A 21,493-nucleotide genomic window follows, 5' to 3' on the forward strand; every position below is an offset into this window, starting at 1 on the left:
TATTAAGCGACAATTACGGTGGCCGGTCTAGCGACAATTATCTTGGCCGGTTGATCTGATAAGGTTCGGTACAGCAGAACGGAGGAGTTCACTGTGCCGGGAACACGAATCACTGATCAGCAGGTCACTATTTATATGAAACATAGAAAGCGTAATAGCCAAGTTATCGCGGCTGCGAAAGCAGGTATTTCTGAACGTTCAGCAAGGCGCATTGATAAACTGGATGAGCAGCCATTGTCTAATAAACGCCAATGGCGAACACGTATAGATCCACTTGAATCTATCTGGGACAGTATTGTTGTCCCTCTACTTCAAGGTGATGCTACGTTAACTCCAGTGGGAATTTTTGATCATCTTTGCGAGTTTCACACCGACAAATTTAACCCGAGCTCACGGCGTACATTAGAGCGTCGAATTCATAAATGGCGGGCACTGTATGGCTCAAGCAAAGAGGTCGTATTCCTGCAAACACACGAGTATGGCCTATTAGGTATATGTGATTTCACACATGTGAAGTCACCCGTTACCATTGCTAGTGAACCCCTTAAGCATATGTTGTTTCATTATCGTATGCCCGCCAGNGCGGTGAAAGCTTTGCTGCTTTTTCTGATGGTGTGCAAAACGCATTTAAAGCAGCCGGCGGTGTGCCTAAAGAAGTGCGTACAGACAGTCTCAGTGCCGCCTATCGTAATCATACTAATGATAATGATTTTACAGAGCGCTTTAATGAGCTAGTTATCCATTATGGCTTTAAAGCGACCCGTAATAACCGCGGTATTGCGCATGAAAATGGGGCTATTGAGAGCCCTCATGGGCATCTTAAATCGCAACTGGAGCAAGCATTAAAAATCCGTGGTAGTTATGACTTTCAGACAAGAGAAGTCTATGAATCGTTTGTTGCAGACATTGTTGCTCGCCGTAATCGCCGTGTAAGTGATAAGTACGCAGTAGAGCAGCGACAATTACACGCTTTACCACGGACGATGAGCGTCAATTACACCGAGCATTATCTAACGGTGTCACGTACGAGTACTATTTCATTGAAACGTGTTACCTATAGCGTCCCGTCACGCCTTATTGGTAGCCGATTACTTGTTCGTTTATATGACAACCGCTTAGAGCTGCGCTATGGCAGCGATTTAGTTCAAACGTTAGCGCGTGTCTATGCTTCTAAAGGGTGCCGTGCACGCAATATTAGTTACTTGCATGTTATTGACGCATTGGTTAAAAAACCATTGGCATTTCGCTACTCACAACTACGTGACGACTTACTCCCAAGCGACAATTACAAAGCTATTTGGGAATACGTTAATACTCATCTTTTAGCGGATGAAGCGAGCTATTACATGGTAAAACTGCTCCATTTAGCAAAACAAAGTGGGTGTGAACGTCAATTAGGACGATTTGTAGCAGTGTCAATTACTCAGCGACAATTACCGGCCATCCGAGAATGTGAAGCGCAATTTTTAGTGATTGCATCAAACATACCCACAATAAAAATAAAGCAACACAGCTTGAGCGCTTATAGCAGCATGATACCGGGAGGTCTACATGGATAACTTCACGGCCTCGTTACCTTTAATGCTGAAACAATTAAAGCTTAGCACCATGCTTCAACAGTGGAATACCCTGGGAAAAAAAGCGATGGAAGAACAATGGAGCCCGCAGCAATACTTGTCTGAGCTGTGCCATGTTGAACTTGCGACACGCGATGACAAACGCCTTCAGCGGCTTTTAAAAGATGCAAAATTGCCAATGGGTAAACACCTTAGCAGCTTCGACTTTACCCTTGTTGATGGGGTTAGTAAGCCCCTTGTTGCTGATTTAATAAATCAGCCGGATTGGTTGAAGCACGGTGGCAATATATTGTTATTTGGCGCCAGTGGTCTTGGTAAAACGCATATCGCCAGTAGCATCGGTTATGGCCTTATCGAGCAGGGCCATAAAGTTAAGTTCGTTGCCGCGTCAGCGATTGTTCAACAACTCCAGCAAGCAAAGCGACATTTACGCTTGCAAGACGAACTTGTAAAGCTCGATAAATACAGCTTATTAATCGTTGATGACGTTGGTTACGTTCGAAAAACTGAACAGGAAACGAGCGTGCTGTTTGAATTGATAGCCCATCGCTATGAGCGACACAGCATGATCATCACATCAAACAAATCATTTGAGCAATGGGATGAACTATTTGAAGATTCAACGATGACAGTCGCGGCAATCGATCGTTTGGTTCATCATGCCACGATTATTCATTGTGAAGGTGACAGCTACCGACGCAAAACAGCGCTCAATAAGAGTAAATAAAATTCGGTATCAACCGGCCAAGATAATTGACGCGGAACCGGCCAAGTTAATTGACGCTAGATACACTTTCACCTAGATGAACTATATAACCAGTATCAATTACTTGCTTATAATTAATCCTAGCATCCAAATCTGAATTAATCCGGCTCAACAACTCTCTTCCCGCAACATTACCTATCTGATAACGAGGGGTGATCACACTTGCTAATTGAGGCACCATTGCTTGGCCAATATCATGGCCATGAAAACCCACAACCCCCATTTGGCTAGGCACTAAAATGTTGTTTCGCTGGCATTCAAAAATAGCCCCAATTGCTAAATCATCATTAGTACAAAACAAACAGTCAGTATTTGGGTAGTCAGTACGCGCTTTTTGTAAAAGTTCAGCACCTAAACTATAAGATGAAGCTTGATCAGTCATCACACTTTTAGGCGTAAAACCTTTAGCTAACATAGCATCTGAATAACCTTGAAATTTTAGACGTGTTCGTACATCGAGCCTTGCACCTATATAAACAATATTGCGATAGCCTTTATTTAAAAGTGCCGTCGTCATATCAAAAGCGGCTTTAACATTATCAAAACCAACCGCTTGCTGCATAGGAGAGTGATGAGTATCCATTATTTCAATCACAGGTACGCCTGACGTTTCAATCATTTTTAGCGTTCTGTCTGTGTGTGTGGTTTCTGATAAAATTAAACCATCAACGTGATACGACAATAGATACTCAACCCGTTTTTCTTCAATTTCAGGGTTGTAACCATAATGGGCTAACATTGTTTGATATCCTGCAGGCCCTGTCACATCTTCAATGCCTTTTATAACTTGAGCAAACACGTGATTCGTTAACGATGGGACTAGTACACCAATAGAGTAGCTTTTAGCATTAGAGAGTAAATCAGGGGCTTTATTTGCAATGTAACCTAGCGTATCAATAGCTGCACTAATTTTAGTGCGAGTAGACTCTGATACTTTTTCGGGATTACGTAAATAACGACTCACCGTCATTTTGGTTACACCAACCGCATCGGCAATATCTTGAAGAGAAGAACGCTTGTTTTTTTTCATCACACACAATTAAATAAAATGTTACTTGTAACATACCAACTATTGTGAAAAATCACTACTTTTAGCCATTTTTATTTAGGTTATCGCTAAGCGATTACCCAAGAGATTTAAATAATCTAGACCTATTTTACTGTATTTGTACCAATAACATTAAACAGAGGCTCAGATACTCCGAGCCTCATCGTAATTGAAAACTTATAGCAATCTCAACAATTGCGAACCAGGTAGGCCGCTTTGTGGTAATAACGCGGGGGTAACTGCAAATGCTTCTGGGATTTTACTTTTGATTTCATCCATCTTTTTACGGTTATTTTGTTTATCATAAACATAATATTTAAGGATATTTCCGTATACATCGTCTTTTGCATCAACCTTCTCTAGGGTTTTTAACGCTTTATCGTAATCATCAAGGTAAATGTATGCCAGTGCTAAGTTATCAGCAGAGCCAACATGTAGTTTCCCTTCAAGCTGTTTTGATAAATCTTCAAGCTCTGCAACAGCAAGCTCATAACGCCCTAGTTGTATATACGCGGTTGCTAGTGAATTTTTTAAAAAGTAAGGCGGGTTACTACCAGGCTCATACCATTTTTCGTAAGCACTCAGTATATCTTCATATTGCTCAAGTTTAGAGTAAACGTGATCTAGCAGCCTAAAGCTTTGTAGTTTAATTTCAGCTTCTTCAAAACCAGCAAGTTTATCTCTATTTAAGTGCCATTGTTGTATGCCTTGCGCAGCTTGGTTTAACAGTTCAAGGGTATCACTTTTTGCCCCAGCAGCACTTTTTAGAAGCTGTGCAAGTTGTTGTTTATATTCTTCACTTTTAACAGGAGCCTGAGACGTATTATTACTTGGCTGCTTGTTATCTGAACTACCATCTACAATTTGCGCTGCAGCTAAAGCACTAAAAGACATTGCCGCCGCAACCATAACCAAATATTTACTTTTCATTGTTTTTTCCTTGTTTAACATTTTGATCCTCTGAATATTAAAACTCTTAGAATGAGCAATATTCAAAAGTGGGGGGGTAAAAAAGTTAGGCGAGCTTTTAGCACTTTGCTCTTGTAGCAATAAACTGGCTAAATCCAATTGGTATTTACCTTTTAGCTTTTGCATACACAACTCATCACAGCTAAGTTCGAGTTGCTCTTTTGCTAAACCAGTTAACTTTAAGCAAATAGGATTCCACCAAAAAACGCTTTCTATAAAACAAATAAGCCACGTCCAATAAATATCACCTTGTTGTAAATGAGTTACCTCGTGTTGAATGACTGAATCTAATTCTTCACGATTTACCATCGTCGACTCTAGCCAAATAACAGGCTTTATTAACCCGGTAGCAAAAGCAGGCTCTGTATGGGTTGTTAGTCTAATTGGATACTGATTGTTAATGTGTTTAAGTTCAGGACTTGGCTTTGAGTTAATGTATAAGTTTTTTATAAGCTTTACATAAAGGCTCATGCGTAATGAAAACAATCCAAAACCAGCTAAAACTAAAACCATAAAAACATTACTAAGTGATGGCAATAAGTCCCATATACTCATATCGCTTTGTAATTCGTCCTTAGTTGCTACTTGTTCAGCATTTGGTATTAATGCTTTAACATTGGGAATCAATTGCGCCACGTTGAATGTGTAACGATTTGCCACTTCAAATAAGGATAACTGGGAAAAATATTGCCAAGGGACAAACCAACATACCAAGGCAGTCATTAAAATGTAAAAGTTTAATCGTGCTGGGGCATTTTTTAGCCCTTTTACTGTAAGCAAAATACATAAGCTAATAAGTGTGCAAGTTAGTAAATAATCCGTCATTACCCTCTCCTTTAATCTAACTTCTTATTTTTTAAAAGCGTTTGTAAATATTCTATATCTTCATCATTTAGCTTTTCTTCTTTAATAAAGTGGGCAATTAAACTACGAGAATTACCTTTAAAAAATCGTTGCATAAAACTAGGCATAGCTTGCCCCGATAATGTGTCTTGAGTCACGATTGTTCTAAAAACAATAGCTCGACCTTCATGTCCACAGCGCTCAATCGCCCCTTTGTGTTCTAACCTATCTACGATAGTTTTAACTGTTGTATAGGCTACTTTTTTATCTTTTTGCTTATCAGCTAAAAGCACTTTATGTAGTTGACTCGCGGTACAGGGTTCTTCCTGCCAGAGCAGCTGCATAATATCCATTTCAAAATCACTAAGTTTCATTGTCGCTCCTATTACTACACTTCTAGTGGTACTGTTACAAATGTAGTAGTAACTAATCTTAGTGTCAATACAAAATTGACATGTGAATGAAAAACAAACGATAGAAATATAAAAGTCTTAGGGAGGTTTTATAAAAAAGGTATATAAAACAAGGGTGTATACTTGTTAATTGGTTTTAGAAAAACATAAAAAACGATAGTTTATTTTCAACTAACGCTTTTTATGCTTTAAAGTTTTTTATGAAAGGTAGTGAGGTAACTATGCTTTATCGAGCGCTTGGCTTACATCGGCAATTATGTCAGCAATGTTTTCAATACCGACTGACAAACGGATTAAATCGCGACTTACACCCGCATTAGCAAGCTCTTCATCATTTAATTGGCGGTGTGTAGTTGACGCAGGATGGCACGCAAGCGACTTGGCATCGCCAATATTAACTAAGCGTAAAATCATGTTTAGCGCATCAATAAAACGAGTACCCGCTTCTAGGCCACCAGCAATACCAAAGCTTAAAATACCCGATGCTTTACCACTGGTAATTTTTTGGCTCATTTCGTTATACGGGCTTGATTTAAGCCCTGCGTAATTAACCCAAAGCACTTTTGGATGATTTTCTAAATACTCAGCCAAGTGCTGTGCATTCTCGCAGTGGCGATCCATTCTTAAGCCTAAGGTTTCAAGGCCAATTAAAATGTCAGATGCGTTTTTAGGCGCAAGCGCTGCGCCAGTATTTCTAAGTGGCACTACTCTACAACGTCCAATAAATGCAGCTTCAGCAAAAGCTTCGGTATAAACCACATTGTGATACGACGGATCGGGCTCGTTCATCATTGCAAAGCGCATGGCATTCGCTTTCCAATCAAATTTACCTGAGTCGACAATCATGCCGCCAATAGCAGTACCGTGCCCGTTTATATACTTTGTAAGTGAGTGAACCACTATATCGGCGCCCAGCTCAAATGGGCGGCATAAATACGGCGTAGCCACGGTATTATCAACAATAAGCGGCACACCTTTGCTGTGTGCAATACGTGCTAAACGTTCAATATCAACAATATTACCTGCAGGATTACCAATAGATTCACAAAAAACAGCGCGGGTGTTGTCGTCAATTGCATTCTCGAACGCGGTAAAGTCATCGGCTTTAATCATGCGTGCTTCAATACCTTGCCTAGGTAGTGTATGAGCAAATAAGTTATACGTCCCACCATATACTTGGCTGGTGCTGACAATGTTAGTACCGACTTCGCACAAACATTGAATAGCATACGTAATAGCAGCCATCCCAGAGGCAACAGCCAGCCCACCAATGCCCCCTTCCATCGCGGCAATACGTTGTTCAAGTACTGCATTGGTTGGGTTCATTATGCGGGTGTAAATATTTCCAGGTACTTTTAAATCGAATAAATCAGCGCCATGCTGCGTATTATCAAATGTATAAGAAGAAGTGTGATAGATAGGCACGGCAGCCGATTTGGTCGTAGGCTCAGATTCGTAACCGTGGTGCAGTGCTAATGACTCTAATTTCATAATTATTTCCTTCAATTAATTTACCACTAAGCTAGCACTTCTTGGTTATAAAATGCACATGAAATATATTAAAGGCTGTTAGGTGATTTGATTTAAGTTAAGGCGGTTAATAGCTATGAGTTCAAGGATTATGTTCTTTTGAACTTTTTAGAAAAACCATATAAAAAAACTTTATATGGCTGTGTTCTTCCATTAGGTAGTAAGTTATTTTAAGGTTATATTTAATGAATTAGTATTAAGCACTAAATAAAACAAGCTTAATCGAAATATGTATTAGAAACTTTAGAGGACAACATAAATTACTAATATTATTTGTATTGTATGGCTCGAATATATTCAATAAGTTGGTCAACAGGAAGCGGCTTTGAGAAAAAGTATCCTTGAATCCTAATACCTTTATATCTAGATAAGTGTGTAATTAGCTTTTCATCTTCTACCCCCTCTACTACCACTTTTTTGCCTAAGTCATAACAAACTTTGATAATGGTATCTAAAAGCTTTCGTTCTTTCGTATCTTTATCCGCTCCAAGAGTAAACTCTCGATCAATTTTAATAATGTTCGCGGGCTGATTAGCAAGATATGACAAACTTGAAAAACCAGTCCCAAAATCGTCTATAGCAACATTCAAACCTGAATTAATTAATTCAAGTAATGTTTTCTCTATAGATGTCTTTTCTTGAAAGGAGGACTCAGTGACTTCAACAGTGAAATTTTTATATGTGATTTTATTTTGAGTAAGTAAATGGAGTAAGTCGATAGAAAAATTGTCTTTAATAATCTGCTTGGTTGAAAAATTAACTGCTACGGTTATATTTTGCAGTTGCGAATGTTTTTTTATATCGTGAAGGACTTGATTTAAAACTTGTTTACCTACTTGAACTATTTGACCCGTAGTTTCTGCTACAGGGATAAATTTTGCCGGAGAGATCCATTCACCGTTACAACACCACCTAACTAGCGCTTCAACACCTACAATTTGGTTCCCATTCAAGTTATGTATAGGTTGGTAGAACACTTCTAATTCGTTGTTTTTTAGAGCCGTGTGTAAATTATTTCGGATAATAATTTTTTCGCTGTGTTTATCATCCATTATTTGTTGATAAAAGTGTATTTGATTCCCTCCAAGCTCTGTAGATTTTTCAAGGGCTATATTTGCTTGCTGAAGGTTAAGCTTAAAATTAAATAATTCGGGGGTTTGATAAAATACCACTCCAGCACTTGCAGTAAGATTGAAATCAAATGTGTCTATACAGTACGCTTTAGATAAATCGAGTATTAGAGCCTCAATTTTTTGCTCAAGGATAGCTGGTGTAGTATCTGTAAAATATAAAACAAAGCTATCGTTAATTCCCTTAGAAATTAATACTCGGTTGTCAACATTTATACTTATTCTTTCAGAAGCTTTTTTCAGAATTTTATCACTGATTTCATAACCTAAAGAGTTATGTATCTCTTCATAAAAATCTAGTTTAACTATTACAGTTGCAAAATTACTATATCCTCTAACCGAGCTAAGCTGCAGAAACTCTTCTTCCAAAGCTTTCAATCTCAGTAAACCAGTTAATTCATCATGCTTTGTACTAAACTCTAAGGCTCTTGATGAATCAGCTACCAGTACAAAAATAAATATAAATATAAACGTAAACCATAATATTAATTGATCAATTATGGTATCAATGTGTATTGCTTCATAGTCATTGATAAAGGTATAGACATTATGTTCAACTAAACCCATCACATTTATTTTTTCAGTGATAAAATGGTTATAACGGCTAGTTAGCTTGTTTAAATCAGACTGAGTTTTATTTTTATAGTCTACTGAAAAGTATACATTTGGAGTTAATTCTAAATATGTATCATACCGACTAAGATATTTTAAATAACTTTTCTCTAATAATAAGTTCATATCTAGTAAATTTAATATATAAAAACGACTTTGATTCGCAAGTTTAACAGGGGCTAAAAACATTAAAATTGGTATATCGGAGTCTAGAGTTAATGAGTTAGCTGCAAATTGGACTTCCTCTATATCTCTTTTAAGCCATAATTTTATTGTAGGTTTTTCTAGCATTCCATTTAAGTAAAAACTGCTAGAAAAATTATCGCCTGAAATATAATTTAATTCATTATCAAGAACTAAAACACCTTTGATTATATTATAATCACTAATGTAATTTTTTGAGTCTATATTAATTAGACGCATAAAATCTTCAAAACTAACTTTTTCTACTCTAGTCTTTATTCTAGCTAGAGCTTTTTTCTGTGAAGCCAAAGAGCGGTTTATCATTGTTTCTAATAAGTGTATTTTTTCTCTTGCATTAGCATCTTGGGTTCTGACTAGATTCAAAGATGACTGATGCCACACAGTTGAACCGATTAATACAACTATAAATACGACTAATTTTATTTTTTTCATTTCATTTATTTTTATATTTTTATGAAAAGCTTTGATAGTAATTGCTGAAAAACAAGTAAACATAAAAATGGCGTACAATGATAAAGTAAATGGGTTGTTATCAAGGCTTCCCAGATCGAAATTAACCTGCATATGAAATAAAAAAGAAAACTGAATAAATAGAAAACACAATGCAGCAACTGTAGCTATTGCGATGCAATACTTCTTTGTATATAGACTTACTTTTTTTATGGTTGCTAAAACGCCTGCAATTAACAGTGAAATTATTGCCGTAGTGGGGCTTATCACCTTCATTAATTCATACCCAGAAAAAGTAGATTCAACCATTCCTAGTGCAAAAATAATACAGTGAAAATACAAAATAGCGCTATATAAAATACTAGTCGCACTTCTTGTCACATTCAATCTCATATCATAACCCATTAAATTTATCAGCTGCCTCAATGCAGTTTAAAAGGATTGCTTATACAATTCAATGCAAACATAAAGTATTGCTTATTAATCATTTTTCTTGTGAAGTGGCCGAGAAATACACTTTTGATTGTAAGACCTCCAAGTTGACATCCATGTTTTCATTATATACGATACATGCATAAATCATATACGGTATATATAATGGGAATAGTGAAAATATCAGATGGGCTGCATGAAGAAATTAGAAAATCGAGTAATATCATGTCCAGATCTATCAATTCACAAGCAGAGTTTTGGATTAAAATAGGCATGCTTGCTGAGTTAAATCCGACACTTACCTACCATGAAATAATTAAAAAACAACTCATAAAAGAAAAGCTTACTATTCAGGATCTTTTGCATGAGTAAAGCAACAATAAAGACTGATGCAGAAATTGAGCTCATGAGAGAATCAGGAAAGCTTTTAGCTCAGGTATTTAAAATGCTTGATGATTTTATTTGCGAGGGCATAACTACGTTAGATATAGACACTAAAGTAGAAAGCTATATTACCAATGTGTTACATGCTCGTCCTGCCAGTAAAGGCCAATATGGCTATCGGTATTCATTGAACTCATCTGTTAATGACGTAGTGTGCCATGGTGTACCCAATAATATTTATAAATTAAAAAACAAAGATATTTTAAATATTGATATTACCTTAGAGAAAAATGGTTATATCAGTGATTCAAGTAAAATGTATACTTTTGCAGCGACAAGCTCAGAAGCCAAACGATTGGTTAAAACGACTTATGATGCTATGTGGGAAGGTATTAAGGTGGTAAAGCCAAAAGCAACGCTTGGTGATATTGGCTATGCTATTCAAAAGCACGCTGAATCTTCTGGTTATAGTGTAGTACGTGAATATTGCGGTCATGGTATTGGTAAAGAAATGCATGAAGAGCCGCAAGTTTTGCATTATGGTAAACCTCATACAGGGTTAGTGCTTGAAGCAGGTATGACCTTTACTATAGAGCCTATGATCAACCAACGTTCCAAGAAGGTAAAAACTAAAAAAGATGGATGGACAGTCGTAACAAAAGACAAGAAACTTTCTGCTCAGTGGGAACATACCGTTCTAGTAACAGAAACTGGCTTCGAAGTTTTAACACTTCGCGATGAAGAGAAGCGTGCTTAGCAAAACTAAGTTATGCTACTGACGTATACAAACCGTAACCCATTATGATTAACAAAAAAGGCGCTTCCTTTACGGTAAGCGCCCTTCTCTTATCTCACTAATTACTTATTTTACGATTGTCATTTCGTCTAATAAGTTTTGTGCATTATCTACTTTATCCATTACCCACAGCATGTAGCGTGAATCAACGTGGATTGAGCGATTAAGCTCAGGGTTGTAATCCCAGTCACCAATAATACTTTCGTAAACACCGTCAAACAGTAAACCAACAAGCTCTGCTTTGCCGTTAAGTGTTGGCGAACCTGAGTTACCACCGGTAGTGTCTACATTTGATAAAAAGTTTACTGGTACTGTATTCATGCCGCCCGTGTAATCACCGTAAAGCTTGGCTTTAATTTGCTCTTGTAACTTTTTAGGTGCATTAAATGGGTCAACATCGGTGTTTTTAGCTAGTAACCCTTCAAGCGAGGTAAAAGGTGTTGCTACCAAGCCATCTTGAGGTGAGTAGCCGCCTACGGTGCCATAGGTTACTCGTAATGTGCTGTTGGCATCGGCGTATACAGGTTTGTTTTTAGCTTTGTTAAACGCAATGATTGCGCTCATTAACTCTGGGCGAGCTGCTTGTAATTTACCTGCAAGTGCTTTTGATTTATCTTCCTCTGCTTTCATTACTTTAAAGATTGCTTTAGCGTACTGCACAAATGGGTCTTGGCTTTGATTTAGCTGGCTAAACGATTGTTCAAATAATGAATTGCGAACAGTGGCATTATCAAGTCTTGACTGTTCATACATGCTATCAAGTAACGCGCTTTGGGTTGCTTTATCAAACCCATTTTGTACTTTAAATACGTTATCAACCTCGCTAAAACGCTCTTCTTTTGGAAGTGCTGCATACAGCTCTAAAAAGTGCAGTAAAATAGCTTTGTCTACTTTGCTATCATAACGGCGCGTCATGCGCTCAAGCCCTGCTTTAATGCGAGGTAAGTCACGTTCTTGATAACCAGATTCACGTTCGCTATTTGGCTTTTGTTTTTCGTAAGCTAGGCGGTATAAACGTCGTGCTGTGCTGATCATTTGTGAGCGATGTACATAACCTAACATACGGTCGCGTTCACTGTGCTCTTGTGATTGTGCAATTAGCTCAGATAGCTCACCTAATACGCTTCCGTATTGCTCTTTACGCTCACTATCGCTATTGATCCATTGTGTTAACTCTTGCTCAAACTGTTTTTTGCGCTCAAGCATAGTGCCTTTTTTGAAGCTTTCGATCATCGAACCATAGTTTTTAATATAGTTGTTATAACCTGCAATGGTGCTTTCGTAAGCAATACGCGCTTTACTGCCGTCTTCTGAGTTTTCTTCAATAAGCGACACGTATTTTGAGTTATGAACGCGTGCTTTAGGGTAGCTGTCGTTAAATACGTTATCTACCTCTGTTGCTATACGGTAGCGGTTAGNTGGGTAGCCTGTAACCATTACAAAGTCGCCTTCTTGCACGCCTTTGGCACTTACTTTTAGGTAAGAGTCTGGTACGTAAGGTACGTTGTCTTCGCTGTACTCAGCTGGTTTTCCATCTTTGCCTACATAAGCGCGGTAAAAACCAAAGTCGCCTGTGTGGCGCGGCCACATCCAGTTATCTATATCGCCACCGTATTTACCTACGCCCATAGCTGGTGCGTAAGATAAACGTACGTCTTTAATTTCAAGTGACTTAATTAGGTAAAACTCTAAACCACCATGAAACGAATACACGTTACAACGGTAGCTTTCGTCGGCTTCACACTGGGCTACTAGCGCTTTTTCGTTTTTTACTATTGCGTCGTAGCGTGCTTTACCGCTTAGTTCTTCAATACCTTTACTAACTTTGTCAGTCACATTAGTAACTGTTTCTGTGACGTATACGCGTGAACCCGGCGCTGCTGGTAAGTCCTCAGCAGGGCTTTTAGCTAAAAAGCCATTTTCTAATATGTTGTTTTCAGGTGTTGAATTGTATTGCACCGAGCCATAAACACAGTGATGGTTTGACACAACTAAACCCTTAGGCGATACAAACGATGCTGTACAGCCACCTAGGCTAATTACCGCATTCATTGGGAATTCGGTTAATTTAGAAATAGATTCAACATTAATTTCAAGCCCTTTGGCTTTTAAAATTGATTCTAACTCTGGAAGTTGGTGTGGTTGCCACATGCCTTCGTCGGCTATGGCACTACTTGAAAGTGATAAAGAAAATGTGGCTGCTAATGTAGCTACAAGAGGTTTTAAACGCATTATAGAATCCTTTTTATTTGTTTCTATAACAGGTTACTCGTCAGTAGCTAATGAGGTCAATAGCCGTGCAATGAATTGTTACAATCGAGTGTTTAATCTTACTTTTTATCAAAATTCATCGAAAAATCAAGAAACTGTTTTGCTGGTATGGGTTTACTAAACTAAAAACCTTGCATAAAATCACAGCCTAATTCGTTCAATAAAGTAAGCTGCTCTTTTGTTTCTACGCCTTCGGCTACCACTGTCAGCCCTAAACTGTGCGACATGGCAATAATTGCCTTTACGAGATTACAATCTTCATTGTTTAGTACAATACCGTCAATAAAACTTCTATCTATTTTGAGTACATTAAAAGGGTATTCTCTCAAATAACTTAATGATGAATAACCTGTACCAAAGTCATCCATTGATAAGTTAATGCCTAATGCAGTAATTTCAGTCAGTATATCAACAACATTAGTGTGGCAACTCATCAATACACCTTCAGTTATTTCAAGCTCTAAACTTTCGGGGTTTACGTTTGCTTCACTCAATGAGTTTTGAATAAAACTGAGCAGCCCTACGTCTCTAAATTGGCGAGGAGATAAGTTAACAGCCATTGTATATTTTTGTTGGCGTTTACAGGTACTTTGCCATGTGTTTAAAAAGTGTAATGCTTGGCTAATTACAAACTTGCCAATAGGTACAATTAATCCTGTATTTTCGGCAATAGGTATAAACTCATCGGGTGTTACATTACCTAGCACAGGGTTATGCCAGCGTAATAACGCTTCTGCACCAATGATGTGTTTATTTTTGGCGTCAAATTGGGGCTGGTAGAATAACTCAAATTCATTACGCTCAAGGGCGCCACGCATCTGCTCTTCTATTACTAGTCGGCGCTGAATAATTACATTCATTTTTTTAGTAAAAAATGAATAAGTATTACGGCCATATGATTTTGCTTGATACATTGCAGTGTCAGCGTTTCGTAATAAATCAGCTACTGTATTACCATTTTCTGGGTATATGGCTACACCAATACTCGCTGTAAGTATGTGTTCTCGGCCCTCAATTTTAAAAGGGGCTCTAAAGTTATTGACCAGTTTTTCAGTAATTTTTAAAGCAGAATGGTGATCAGTTATACCTCGTAGTAATACGATAAACTCATCCCCACCTAGGCGCCCTAACGTATCGTCTTTTCGCAGTGCCTCTTGTAGCCTTTGCGCTGATTCAATTAAAAGTTTGTCTCCTGTTTCATGGCCTAAAGAGTCATTTATTTTTTTAAAGTCATCTAAATCCAAAAACAGTACCGCAGCTTTCTCGTTATTTCTTTGTACTTCAATAAGCAATTGCGACAAACGATCAAGTGCTAAAAAACGATTAGGGAGTAAAGTTAGACTATCGTAATACGCTTGATGTCTAATTAGTTCATCTGATTTATGCTGTTCTGTAATATCTCGAATAATAACCATTAACTGGTTATGTTCTGTTATTTTATTTATTCTTGCTTCAAAAAAAACGAGCCCATGGGGTAAAGCTAGCTCATATTTAAAGCTCATCATCTGCTCTTTTTCTAATACGAGGCTGATATAGGTTTCAAATTTTTTGGCTACAGCGCGCGGGAGTACATCACCCATTTTTTTACCAATAAATTGCTTTGGCTTGGTGTAGAGATCGGTCTCATTACTGGCATGATACTCAATAATAGTTCCATCATTTTCCATCAAGAAAAATAAGTCAGGAATTGCCTCAAAAATAGTTTTTAGCATATCCTCATTAAATGATGCATCTGCTTGTGCCTTTTTAACCTCAGATAAGTCAATATCAATGCAATACATTTGTTTTGTATTATATTGATTTGTAAACATAACATGGCTAGAAAAAACAGATACACTTTCGCCATTTTTACCTTTTAGGGTAATTTCGGATGCTGGAATTTCTATGTCTTTTTCTACCCAATCACTGTGTGCGTCAATTACAAATTCACACATTGATTCTGGAATTATAAGGTCTTCTATTTTTTGCCCTATGGCCTCTTCTTTGGTGTATCCGTAAAGTCGCACACTGCCTTCATTCCCATAAATAACACGACGCTCATTGTCATAACCTTGAACAGAAATTACATTTACCGCATCAAATAACTGGTGCAAATAGTCGTTAATTACAAATTAGTTGGTTAAGTCTGAAGCAACGTCGTCTAATTTCATTTTGAGGCTATATCCATAAGTAATTTTATTTAGTAATAAAAAACACCAAATAATAATTTAATTTTAATATTAAATTTCCATGTACATTATATACGCCATTATAAAAAACAAAAAAAGAGCCGAAGCTCTTTTTTAATAATTGTTAACTGTATTTAAACTCTATAAAAACTGAATTTATTTTTTTGTCACATCATTTGGATGTTCCACGCCAATCCATGCTTTGAATAGTGCTTTTTGCTGTGGCGTTGCCTCTTTATCAGCAACTACTTTTTTAGGCTTATCGAAATCTTCTGATAATACTAATGTTAAGCTTTCAAGTGCATCGCGACGAAGATAGTCAACGGTTACTTTGTCGCCTGCCTTAAACGTTTCTAGGCTAGTTTTTAAATCTTTACCTACGTGATGTTTGTTTATAGCGACAATTTTATCATCGGTAGTTAAACCCGCTTTCCACGCACTGCCACCACGGCGTACATAACTTAACGTCAGTAATTCACCTGTATTTTTGGCGGTAGCATCAATACTTGCAAGTGTTTTTGCTTTTTCAGGACGCTCAAACTTTAAACCTACTTTAGTAAGTAAATCGTCAAAGTTAATACTTGCAGGCGACTCTACATTTTCTTGCCACCAGCTTGAATAATCACGTCCTGTTAAATCTTTTAAGATATTAAGTACATCTGTATCTGTAAATCCAGCGGGCATTTTATGATTGTTATAAAGTGCTTTGTGCACGTCGCGATAGCTTATTTTACCTTGGCTTTTTTCTAGTAAGTCAATATCTAAAGCAAGTGAAAGTAACGAACCTTCTGAATAAATATTGGTGCTGTAGTTACGTGCGTGATCGCCACCTTGATTAATCCATTTATCAAAGCTTGTTTCGCTTGCGCTTTGCACTTCACGGCCCGGTGTTTGCAAATGACGGTTAATGGTTTTACTCATTACTTTAAAAAATTCATCTGTTGTTTGAATGCCTGAGCGCACTAATAAATGATCTTCAAAGTAACTTGTTGAACCTTCTGCAATCCACAGCAGTTTTGAATAGTTCATATTAGTGTAATCGTATGGCACTAAACCTTGAGGGCGATATGCTTTAACATTCCATGTATGAACAAACTCATGCGCAGCGGTGCTAATAAAACCTAAGTAATCTTCGCGGCTACCAAATCGGTCACGTGGTCGTTGAATAATTGTTGAGTTTAAATGCTCTGTTGCACCACCAGCTCCTGATGTTGCATGCACCATAAATACATAACGCTCATACGGATAGCCATCCCAAATTACATTACCCGTGGCAACTAATTTTTTAAGATCGGTAAGCATTAGCTCTACATCGTAGTTACCATCGCCCCATATAACTAACTCGTATTCACGCCCTTCTACTTCAAATGTGTGTAGTTGGTTAATACCCGTTTCGATTGGTGAATCAACAAGTACATCGTAATCGGCTGCTTTAAATGAATTTTTGCCTTTTAAATTATTCATACCCGATACAGAACGCCACTTTTTAGGCACGTCTAAATTAACGGTTACAGGCTCTTGGCGAAATGATTCACTAAACATAAAAAAGCCTGACGCATCTATAAATGCATGGCTGTCGTCAATGTGGCGAGCACGTTTACCAAGCTCATTTGCATACACCTGGTAGTCAACATTTACTTCTGTAGGTTCATTAAGATGTACACGCCATGTACTGTGATCTATTTTTTCCCATTTTAGTTCTTTGCCATCTTCATCTTTGGCTTTGAAGTAGCGAATGCCATTTGCAAGATTTAACATTTCGTAGCGACCCGTGCGCCACGCAGGAAGTTTTATATCAAGGTGTGCTTGCGCTGTTTTTGGAAACTCAACACTTACATCACCTAAATGATGCTGTGGTTGCGAGATTTCTAAAGAATAATTTACATCGGCAAATACAGGCGCTGAACATGCAGCTAAAATTGAAAGGGCTAATAACTTTTTCATAGAGACTCTTAGTGGAAACTTAACTGCTTACAAGACTAACAAGCCCCTATTTAAAAGTGAATTAAATACGATAAATGACCCTATATACGAGTTTATAAGTAGTAGCTTATTAAAATTTCTAAGTTTTTTACTAGATAACTACACATAATAAAAATTTGTTGTAAACTGAAGATAATGAAATTAATTTGATGGCGGTATGCTTAGGTGTCACAAAGATCTAACGCAACAGATAAAAAGCTAAAACAAGCAATTGATGCGCGTATGGCTGTTGAGAGTGCTCGTAAACATCAAGTAGATGTTCTATGTGACTTTACAGCTAAACTATCGTTGAGCTGTAAAGGACTAGATATCGAGTTAGATAATCGCCTCGCCAAATTTAGAAGTGCGCTTAATAAAGGCATGAGTTTTGAAAACCTTGCTCCCCTTATTAGTGAAACTTTAATCCTACTTAAAAACCAAGAATCGATTCAACAAGCTCAGCAACGTAATTTATACAACAGTGTGCAAAGTGCCGGTAAACAATTACAAAAAACCAAAGGTTTACCTGACGATACTCGTAGGACTCTAAGAAATTTACTCGATCACGAGATTAATAACGTTCATTCAACTCATGGTTACATTCCGCTACTTGATCAACTTATTAGCTTTTATCATGAAGCGTTGCTTACCAAGCAAGACCCTCAAGTTGATCAGCAGCGCCCAGTAAAACAGGCGCGTGCAAAAAAACTACTTGAGCTCGCAAATGAACTTATACTTGAAGAAGAAGCTACGCTACAAATTAATAATATAAAAAATAATATTACAGAAAGTGACTCAATCGATTCATTACTCGATGTTGCAATTAGTATTATTGATGTAGTGGTAAAAAATATAAGTAAAGAGCGTAAATCCGCGCAAAGCTTTTTAGTTTCATTAAATCAAACCCTCGAAGATCTTCATAACTCTATCGTCTCAACTAGCAAGCACTCTGAGTCTATGGAAGTTGAGTTTGACTCACTTAATAAAAGCATTGAACTAAAAATAAAAAATCTTAATGAGCAAACGCAAAAAGCTACATCAATCTCATCTTTAAAAGAACTCGTAGATAACGAATTAAAATCAATAAGCGAAGATTTTATAGCAAAAGAAAAGTTAGAACGAAAAGACAGAGAAATGCTTAGCGCTAGTTTTAATGAAATAAATACTCGAATTGTTACTTTAGAAGATAAGTTAACAACGTATAAAAAACGCTTAAACGAACAGCGCTTTAAAAGCTTACTAGATGGGCTTACAAAACTGCCTAACCGGGCTGCATTTGACGAACGTTACAATCACGAAATGCATTTGTTTAATGTGCAGCCATCAGATGTTACGCTTGCAGTTATTGATGTTGACCACTTTAAATCTATCAATGATAGATTTGGCCACACCGCAGGTGATATTACCTTACAAGTTATATCAAAAGCGTTGCAAAAATCGGTAAGAAAGTCTGATTTTATAGCGCGTTATGGCGGTGAAGAATTTGTACTATTAATGCCAGGTGTGTCGCTAGAAAACGCAACATTACCCCTGGATAAAGTAAGAAAGGTAATTAAAAATATACCTTTTAAATTTAGAGAAAAACAAATTGAGATCACTATTTCGGTAGGTGCAACTCAATTTAAGAAAGGCGATACCCTATTAAAGGCATTTGATAGAGCTGATGATGCACTTTACGAAGCCAAAAATTCAGGGCGAGATAGACTTTGTACCAGTAAATAATGTCATAGCTATTATAACTTTTATGACAAGTAGTTTTACGATTTAGTAGTAGGAGCACGTCTATGTTAATACAGTTAAACCCAACTGGGGTTTTAGATTTACTGTCGCAATTAGAAGTTGATTTATTAGAGCAATCGTCTGCTAGTGAGCGTTATAAATTATTTAGAAACTGCGTACTTGCAGTCCTCAATGTAGGTAGTCATACCGACGACAGTAACGATATATACAACAAATACAAAGATTTTGATATTCGTTTAGTAAGCCGCGAACGAGGTATTAAAATTGAACTTGAAAACCCACCCGAAACCGCATTTGTTGATGGCGAAATAATTACCGGTATTCACGAACATATATTTTCTGTTATTCGTGATATTTTGTTTATTTGTCAAAAATACGAAAAAGATTTAAAAGAGCAAAAAGCCATAACCCATATGGTGTTCGATATGCTCAGAAATGCAGGTGCACTGCGTGTTAAAAGCGAGCCTAACATGGTTGTTTGCTGGGGCGGACATTCAATAAACGAGGTTGAATATAAGTACACAAAACAAGTAGGTTACGAACTTGGTTTACGTGGATTAAATATTTGTACCGGTTGTGGCCCTGGTGCCATGAAAGGCCCAATGAAAGGCGCAACTATTGGCCACGCAAAGCAACGTAACACCGATAATCGCTACTTAGGTTTAACAGAGCCAAGCATTATTGCTGCCGAGCCACCAAATCCTATTGTAAACGAACTCGTTATTTTACCTGATATTGAAAAACGCCTTGAAGCTTTTATTAGAACAGCTCACGCAATTATCATTTTTCCTGGTGGCGCAGGTACTGCTGAAGAGTTGTTATATTTATTAGGCATATTGTTGCACCCAGATAATACTAAGCAATGTTTACCTGTTATTTTAACAGGCCCCAAACAAAGCGAGGCGTACTTTAAAGAGCTATGCGAGTTCGTTGAAATGACACTTGGTAAGGAAGCGTTGGATAAGTTTGAAGTAATTATTGATAATCCTGAATTAGTCGGTCAAAAACTAAAGTCATCGATGGCTAATGTTCGTGATTACCGTAAAAGTGAAGGTGATGCTTATTACTTTAACTGGACATTAAAAATAGATAACGACTTTCAACAACCTTTTGCACCAACACATGAAAATATGGCAAGTTTAGATTTACACCTTGATCAGCCTAAACAGCTACTCGCGGCTAATTTGCGTAGAGCTTTCTCTGGTATTGTTGCTGGTAATGTAAAAGACGAAGGCGTTAGAGCCATTAAACAAAACGGTCCATACATTTTAAGTGGCGAACCTGCCCTTATGACAAATATGGATAAATTATTACAGGCATTTGTTCTTCAAGGTCGCATGAAGCTCCCTGGTAGTAAATATGTTCCATGTTACAAAATAAAAGCATGAGTTTTATAGTTTGAAACCCCATTTACTTCTTATAGATGCGCTTAATTTAATTAGGCGCATTTACGCCGTTGACGCGAATCAAAAACATCATAGCGACGAGCAAATGATACAAACGTGCTGTGCACGTGTAGCCCACGCCTGTAAAAAGCTTTTAGATACGAGTAATGCAACCCATGCCATTGCTGTGTTCGATGGTGACAAAAGCTGGCGTTATCATTTTTATAAAGACTACAAACATTCACGCGCGCCAATGCCCCAAGTATTAAAAGATGCTCTATTGCATTTTAAAGCCGCAATTGAAGAAACAGGTATTGTAGTATTTGAGCCTATTAACGATGAAGCTGATGATATTATTGCAACGCTTGCCTTTAAGGCATCAAATAATCAAATAACGAGCACTGTTGTTTCTACTGATAAAGGCTTTTTACCTTATATTGGCCCTTACATTACAGTTTACGATTACTTTAAAAAGCTATATTTAGATGAGACAAGTATAAAAGAGCGTTTTGGTGTTGAGCAAAATAAACTCGTTGATTTTTGGGCATTAGCGGGCGATAAAACAAATGATATTCCGGGAGTTAAAGGAATAGGTACTAAATCTGCGCAGCAAATAGTTAATAACTATAACTCAATTGAACAAGCAGCCGAAGATGAGTCTCTAAGCCCGAGTATTAAAGCAAAGTTAGCCGCTAATATGGATATGTACGTAATTTCAAAGCACTTGGTTAGTTTACGCACCGATATAAATTTAGGTTTTAGTTTAAAGCAGTTAAGACTTAATTAGTCGCAAGTTAATAGCCTCTAAACATT

General features: G+C 37.3%; 13 protein-coding genes and 2 pseudogenes. 7 read left to right on the forward strand and 8 right to left on the reverse strand.

Annotation, left to right across the window (positions count from 1 at the left end; genetic code table 11):
- Nucleotides 1-93: 93 nt before the first annotated feature.
- Together L652_RS01000000123400 and istB are read left to right on the forward strand one after the other, a co-directional pair.
- Nucleotides 94-1,559: pseudogene (locus L652_RS01000000123400) on the forward strand (IS21 family transposase).
- Entirely contained in the window at nt 1,552-2,304 is a 753-nt protein-coding gene (gene istB / locus L652_RS0107050; protein WP_008108712.1) for an IS21-like element helper ATPase IstB, read from the forward strand. The pseudogene L652_RS01000000123400 and the gene istB overlap by 8 nt, the downstream one beginning before the upstream one ends.
- A gap of 46 nt (nt 2,305-2,350) precedes the next feature.
- Here istB and gntR read toward each other — a convergent pair whose 3' ends face one another.
- The 5 genes from gntR to L652_RS0107075 all read right to left on the reverse strand — a co-directional run bounded on the left by gntR (nt 2,351) and on the right by L652_RS0107075 (nt 9,935).
- The gene (gntR, locus tag L652_RS0107055) at nt 2,351-3,373 is read right to left on the reverse strand and encodes a gluconate operon transcriptional repressor GntR (protein WP_024596939.1); all 1,023 of its coding nucleotides are present in this window, start codon (nt 3,371-3,373) and stop codon (nt 2,351-2,353) included.
- 195 nt (nt 3,374-3,568) lie between these two features.
- Nucleotides 3,569-5,185: a M56 family metallopeptidase gene (locus L652_RS0107060; protein ID WP_024596938.1), complete on the reverse strand. Its 1,617-nt coding sequence runs from the start codon at nt 5,183-5,185 to the stop codon at nt 3,569-3,571.
- A gap of 11 nt (nt 5,186-5,196) precedes the next feature.
- Nucleotides 5,197-5,577 carry a BlaI/MecI/CopY family transcriptional regulator gene (locus L652_RS0107065; protein ID WP_004586391.1) on the reverse strand — a complete coding sequence of 127 codons (381 nt, stop codon included), beginning with the start codon at nt 5,575-5,577 and terminating at the stop codon, nt 5,197-5,199.
- 258 nt (nt 5,578-5,835) lie between these two features.
- The gene (locus tag L652_RS0107070) at nt 5,836-7,107 is read right to left on the reverse strand and encodes an aminotransferase class I/II-fold pyridoxal phosphate-dependent enzyme (RefSeq protein WP_024596937.1); all 1,272 of its coding nucleotides are present in this window, start codon (nt 7,105-7,107) and stop codon (nt 5,836-5,838) included.
- Between the two features lie 308 nt (nt 7,108-7,415).
- Complete coding sequence (locus L652_RS0107075; protein ID WP_024596936.1) at nt 7,416-9,935, reverse strand: bifunctional diguanylate cyclase/phosphodiesterase; 2,520 nt, start codon at nt 9,933-9,935, stop codon at nt 7,416-7,418.
- 204 nt (nt 9,936-10,139) lie between these two features.
- On the opposite strand from L652_RS0107075, the gene L652_RS0107080 reads away from it, so the two are divergent.
- Both L652_RS0107080 and map read left to right on the forward strand, forming a co-directional pair.
- Nucleotides 10,140-10,346 carry a ParD-like family protein gene (locus tag L652_RS0107080; protein WP_024596935.1) on the forward strand — a complete coding sequence of 69 codons (207 nt, stop codon included), beginning with the start codon at nt 10,140-10,142 and terminating at the stop codon, nt 10,344-10,346.
- A complete protein-coding gene (gene map, locus L652_RS0107085; RefSeq protein ID WP_024596934.1) occupies nt 10,339-11,115 on the forward strand; it encodes a type I methionyl aminopeptidase in 777 nt (258 codons plus the stop codon). The genes L652_RS0107080 and map overlap by 8 nt, the downstream gene beginning before the upstream one ends.
- 105 nt (nt 11,116-11,220) lie before the next feature.
- Here map and L652_RS0107090 read toward each other — a convergent pair whose 3' ends face one another.
- The 3 genes and pseudogenes from L652_RS0107090 to L652_RS0107100 form a co-directional block, all read right to left on the reverse strand.
- Nucleotides 11,221-13,386, reverse strand: coding sequence for a S46 family peptidase (locus L652_RS0107090; protein WP_024603378.1), 2,166 nt, complete (start codon nt 13,384-13,386; stop codon nt 11,221-11,223).
- 164 nt (nt 13,387-13,550) lie between these two features.
- Nucleotides 13,551-15,530 (reverse strand): annotated as a pseudogene (locus L652_RS01000000123405) (EAL domain-containing protein); the annotation flags it as partial.
- A 219-nt stretch (nt 15,531-15,749) separates the two neighbouring features.
- Nucleotides 15,750-17,537 carry a PDZ domain-containing protein gene (locus L652_RS0107100; protein ID WP_024596933.1) on the reverse strand — a complete coding sequence of 596 codons (1,788 nt, stop codon included), beginning with the start codon at nt 17,535-17,537 and terminating at the stop codon, nt 15,750-15,752.
- Nucleotides 17,538-17,741: 204 nt separating this feature from the next.
- Here L652_RS0107100 and L652_RS0107105 point away from each other — a divergent pair, with 204 nt between their 5' ends.
- From L652_RS0107105 to xni, 3 genes are all read left to right on the forward strand, one after another.
- On the forward strand, nt 17,742-19,277 hold the full coding sequence (locus tag L652_RS0107105) for a GGDEF domain-containing protein (RefSeq protein ID WP_024596932.1): 1,536 nt from the start codon (nt 17,742-17,744) through the stop codon (nt 19,275-19,277).
- Nucleotides 19,278-19,339: 62 nt separating this feature from the next.
- Entirely contained in the window at nt 19,340-20,683 is a 1,344-nt protein-coding gene (ppnN, locus tag L652_RS0107110; protein WP_024596931.1) for a nucleotide 5'-monophosphate nucleosidase PpnN, read from the forward strand.
- A 10-nt stretch (nt 20,684-20,693) separates the two neighbouring features.
- Nucleotides 20,694-21,467, forward strand: coding sequence for a flap endonuclease Xni (xni, locus tag L652_RS0107115; RefSeq protein WP_024596930.1), 774 nt, complete (start codon nt 20,694-20,696; stop codon nt 21,465-21,467).
- Nucleotides 21,468-21,493: the final 26 nt, after the last annotated feature.

The sequence above is a fragment of the Pseudoalteromonas sp. TB25 genome (genome assembly GCF_000497995.1).
In the GTDB taxonomy this organism is placed as follows: Bacteria; Pseudomonadota; Gammaproteobacteria; order Enterobacterales; family Alteromonadaceae; genus Pseudoalteromonas; species Pseudoalteromonas distincta.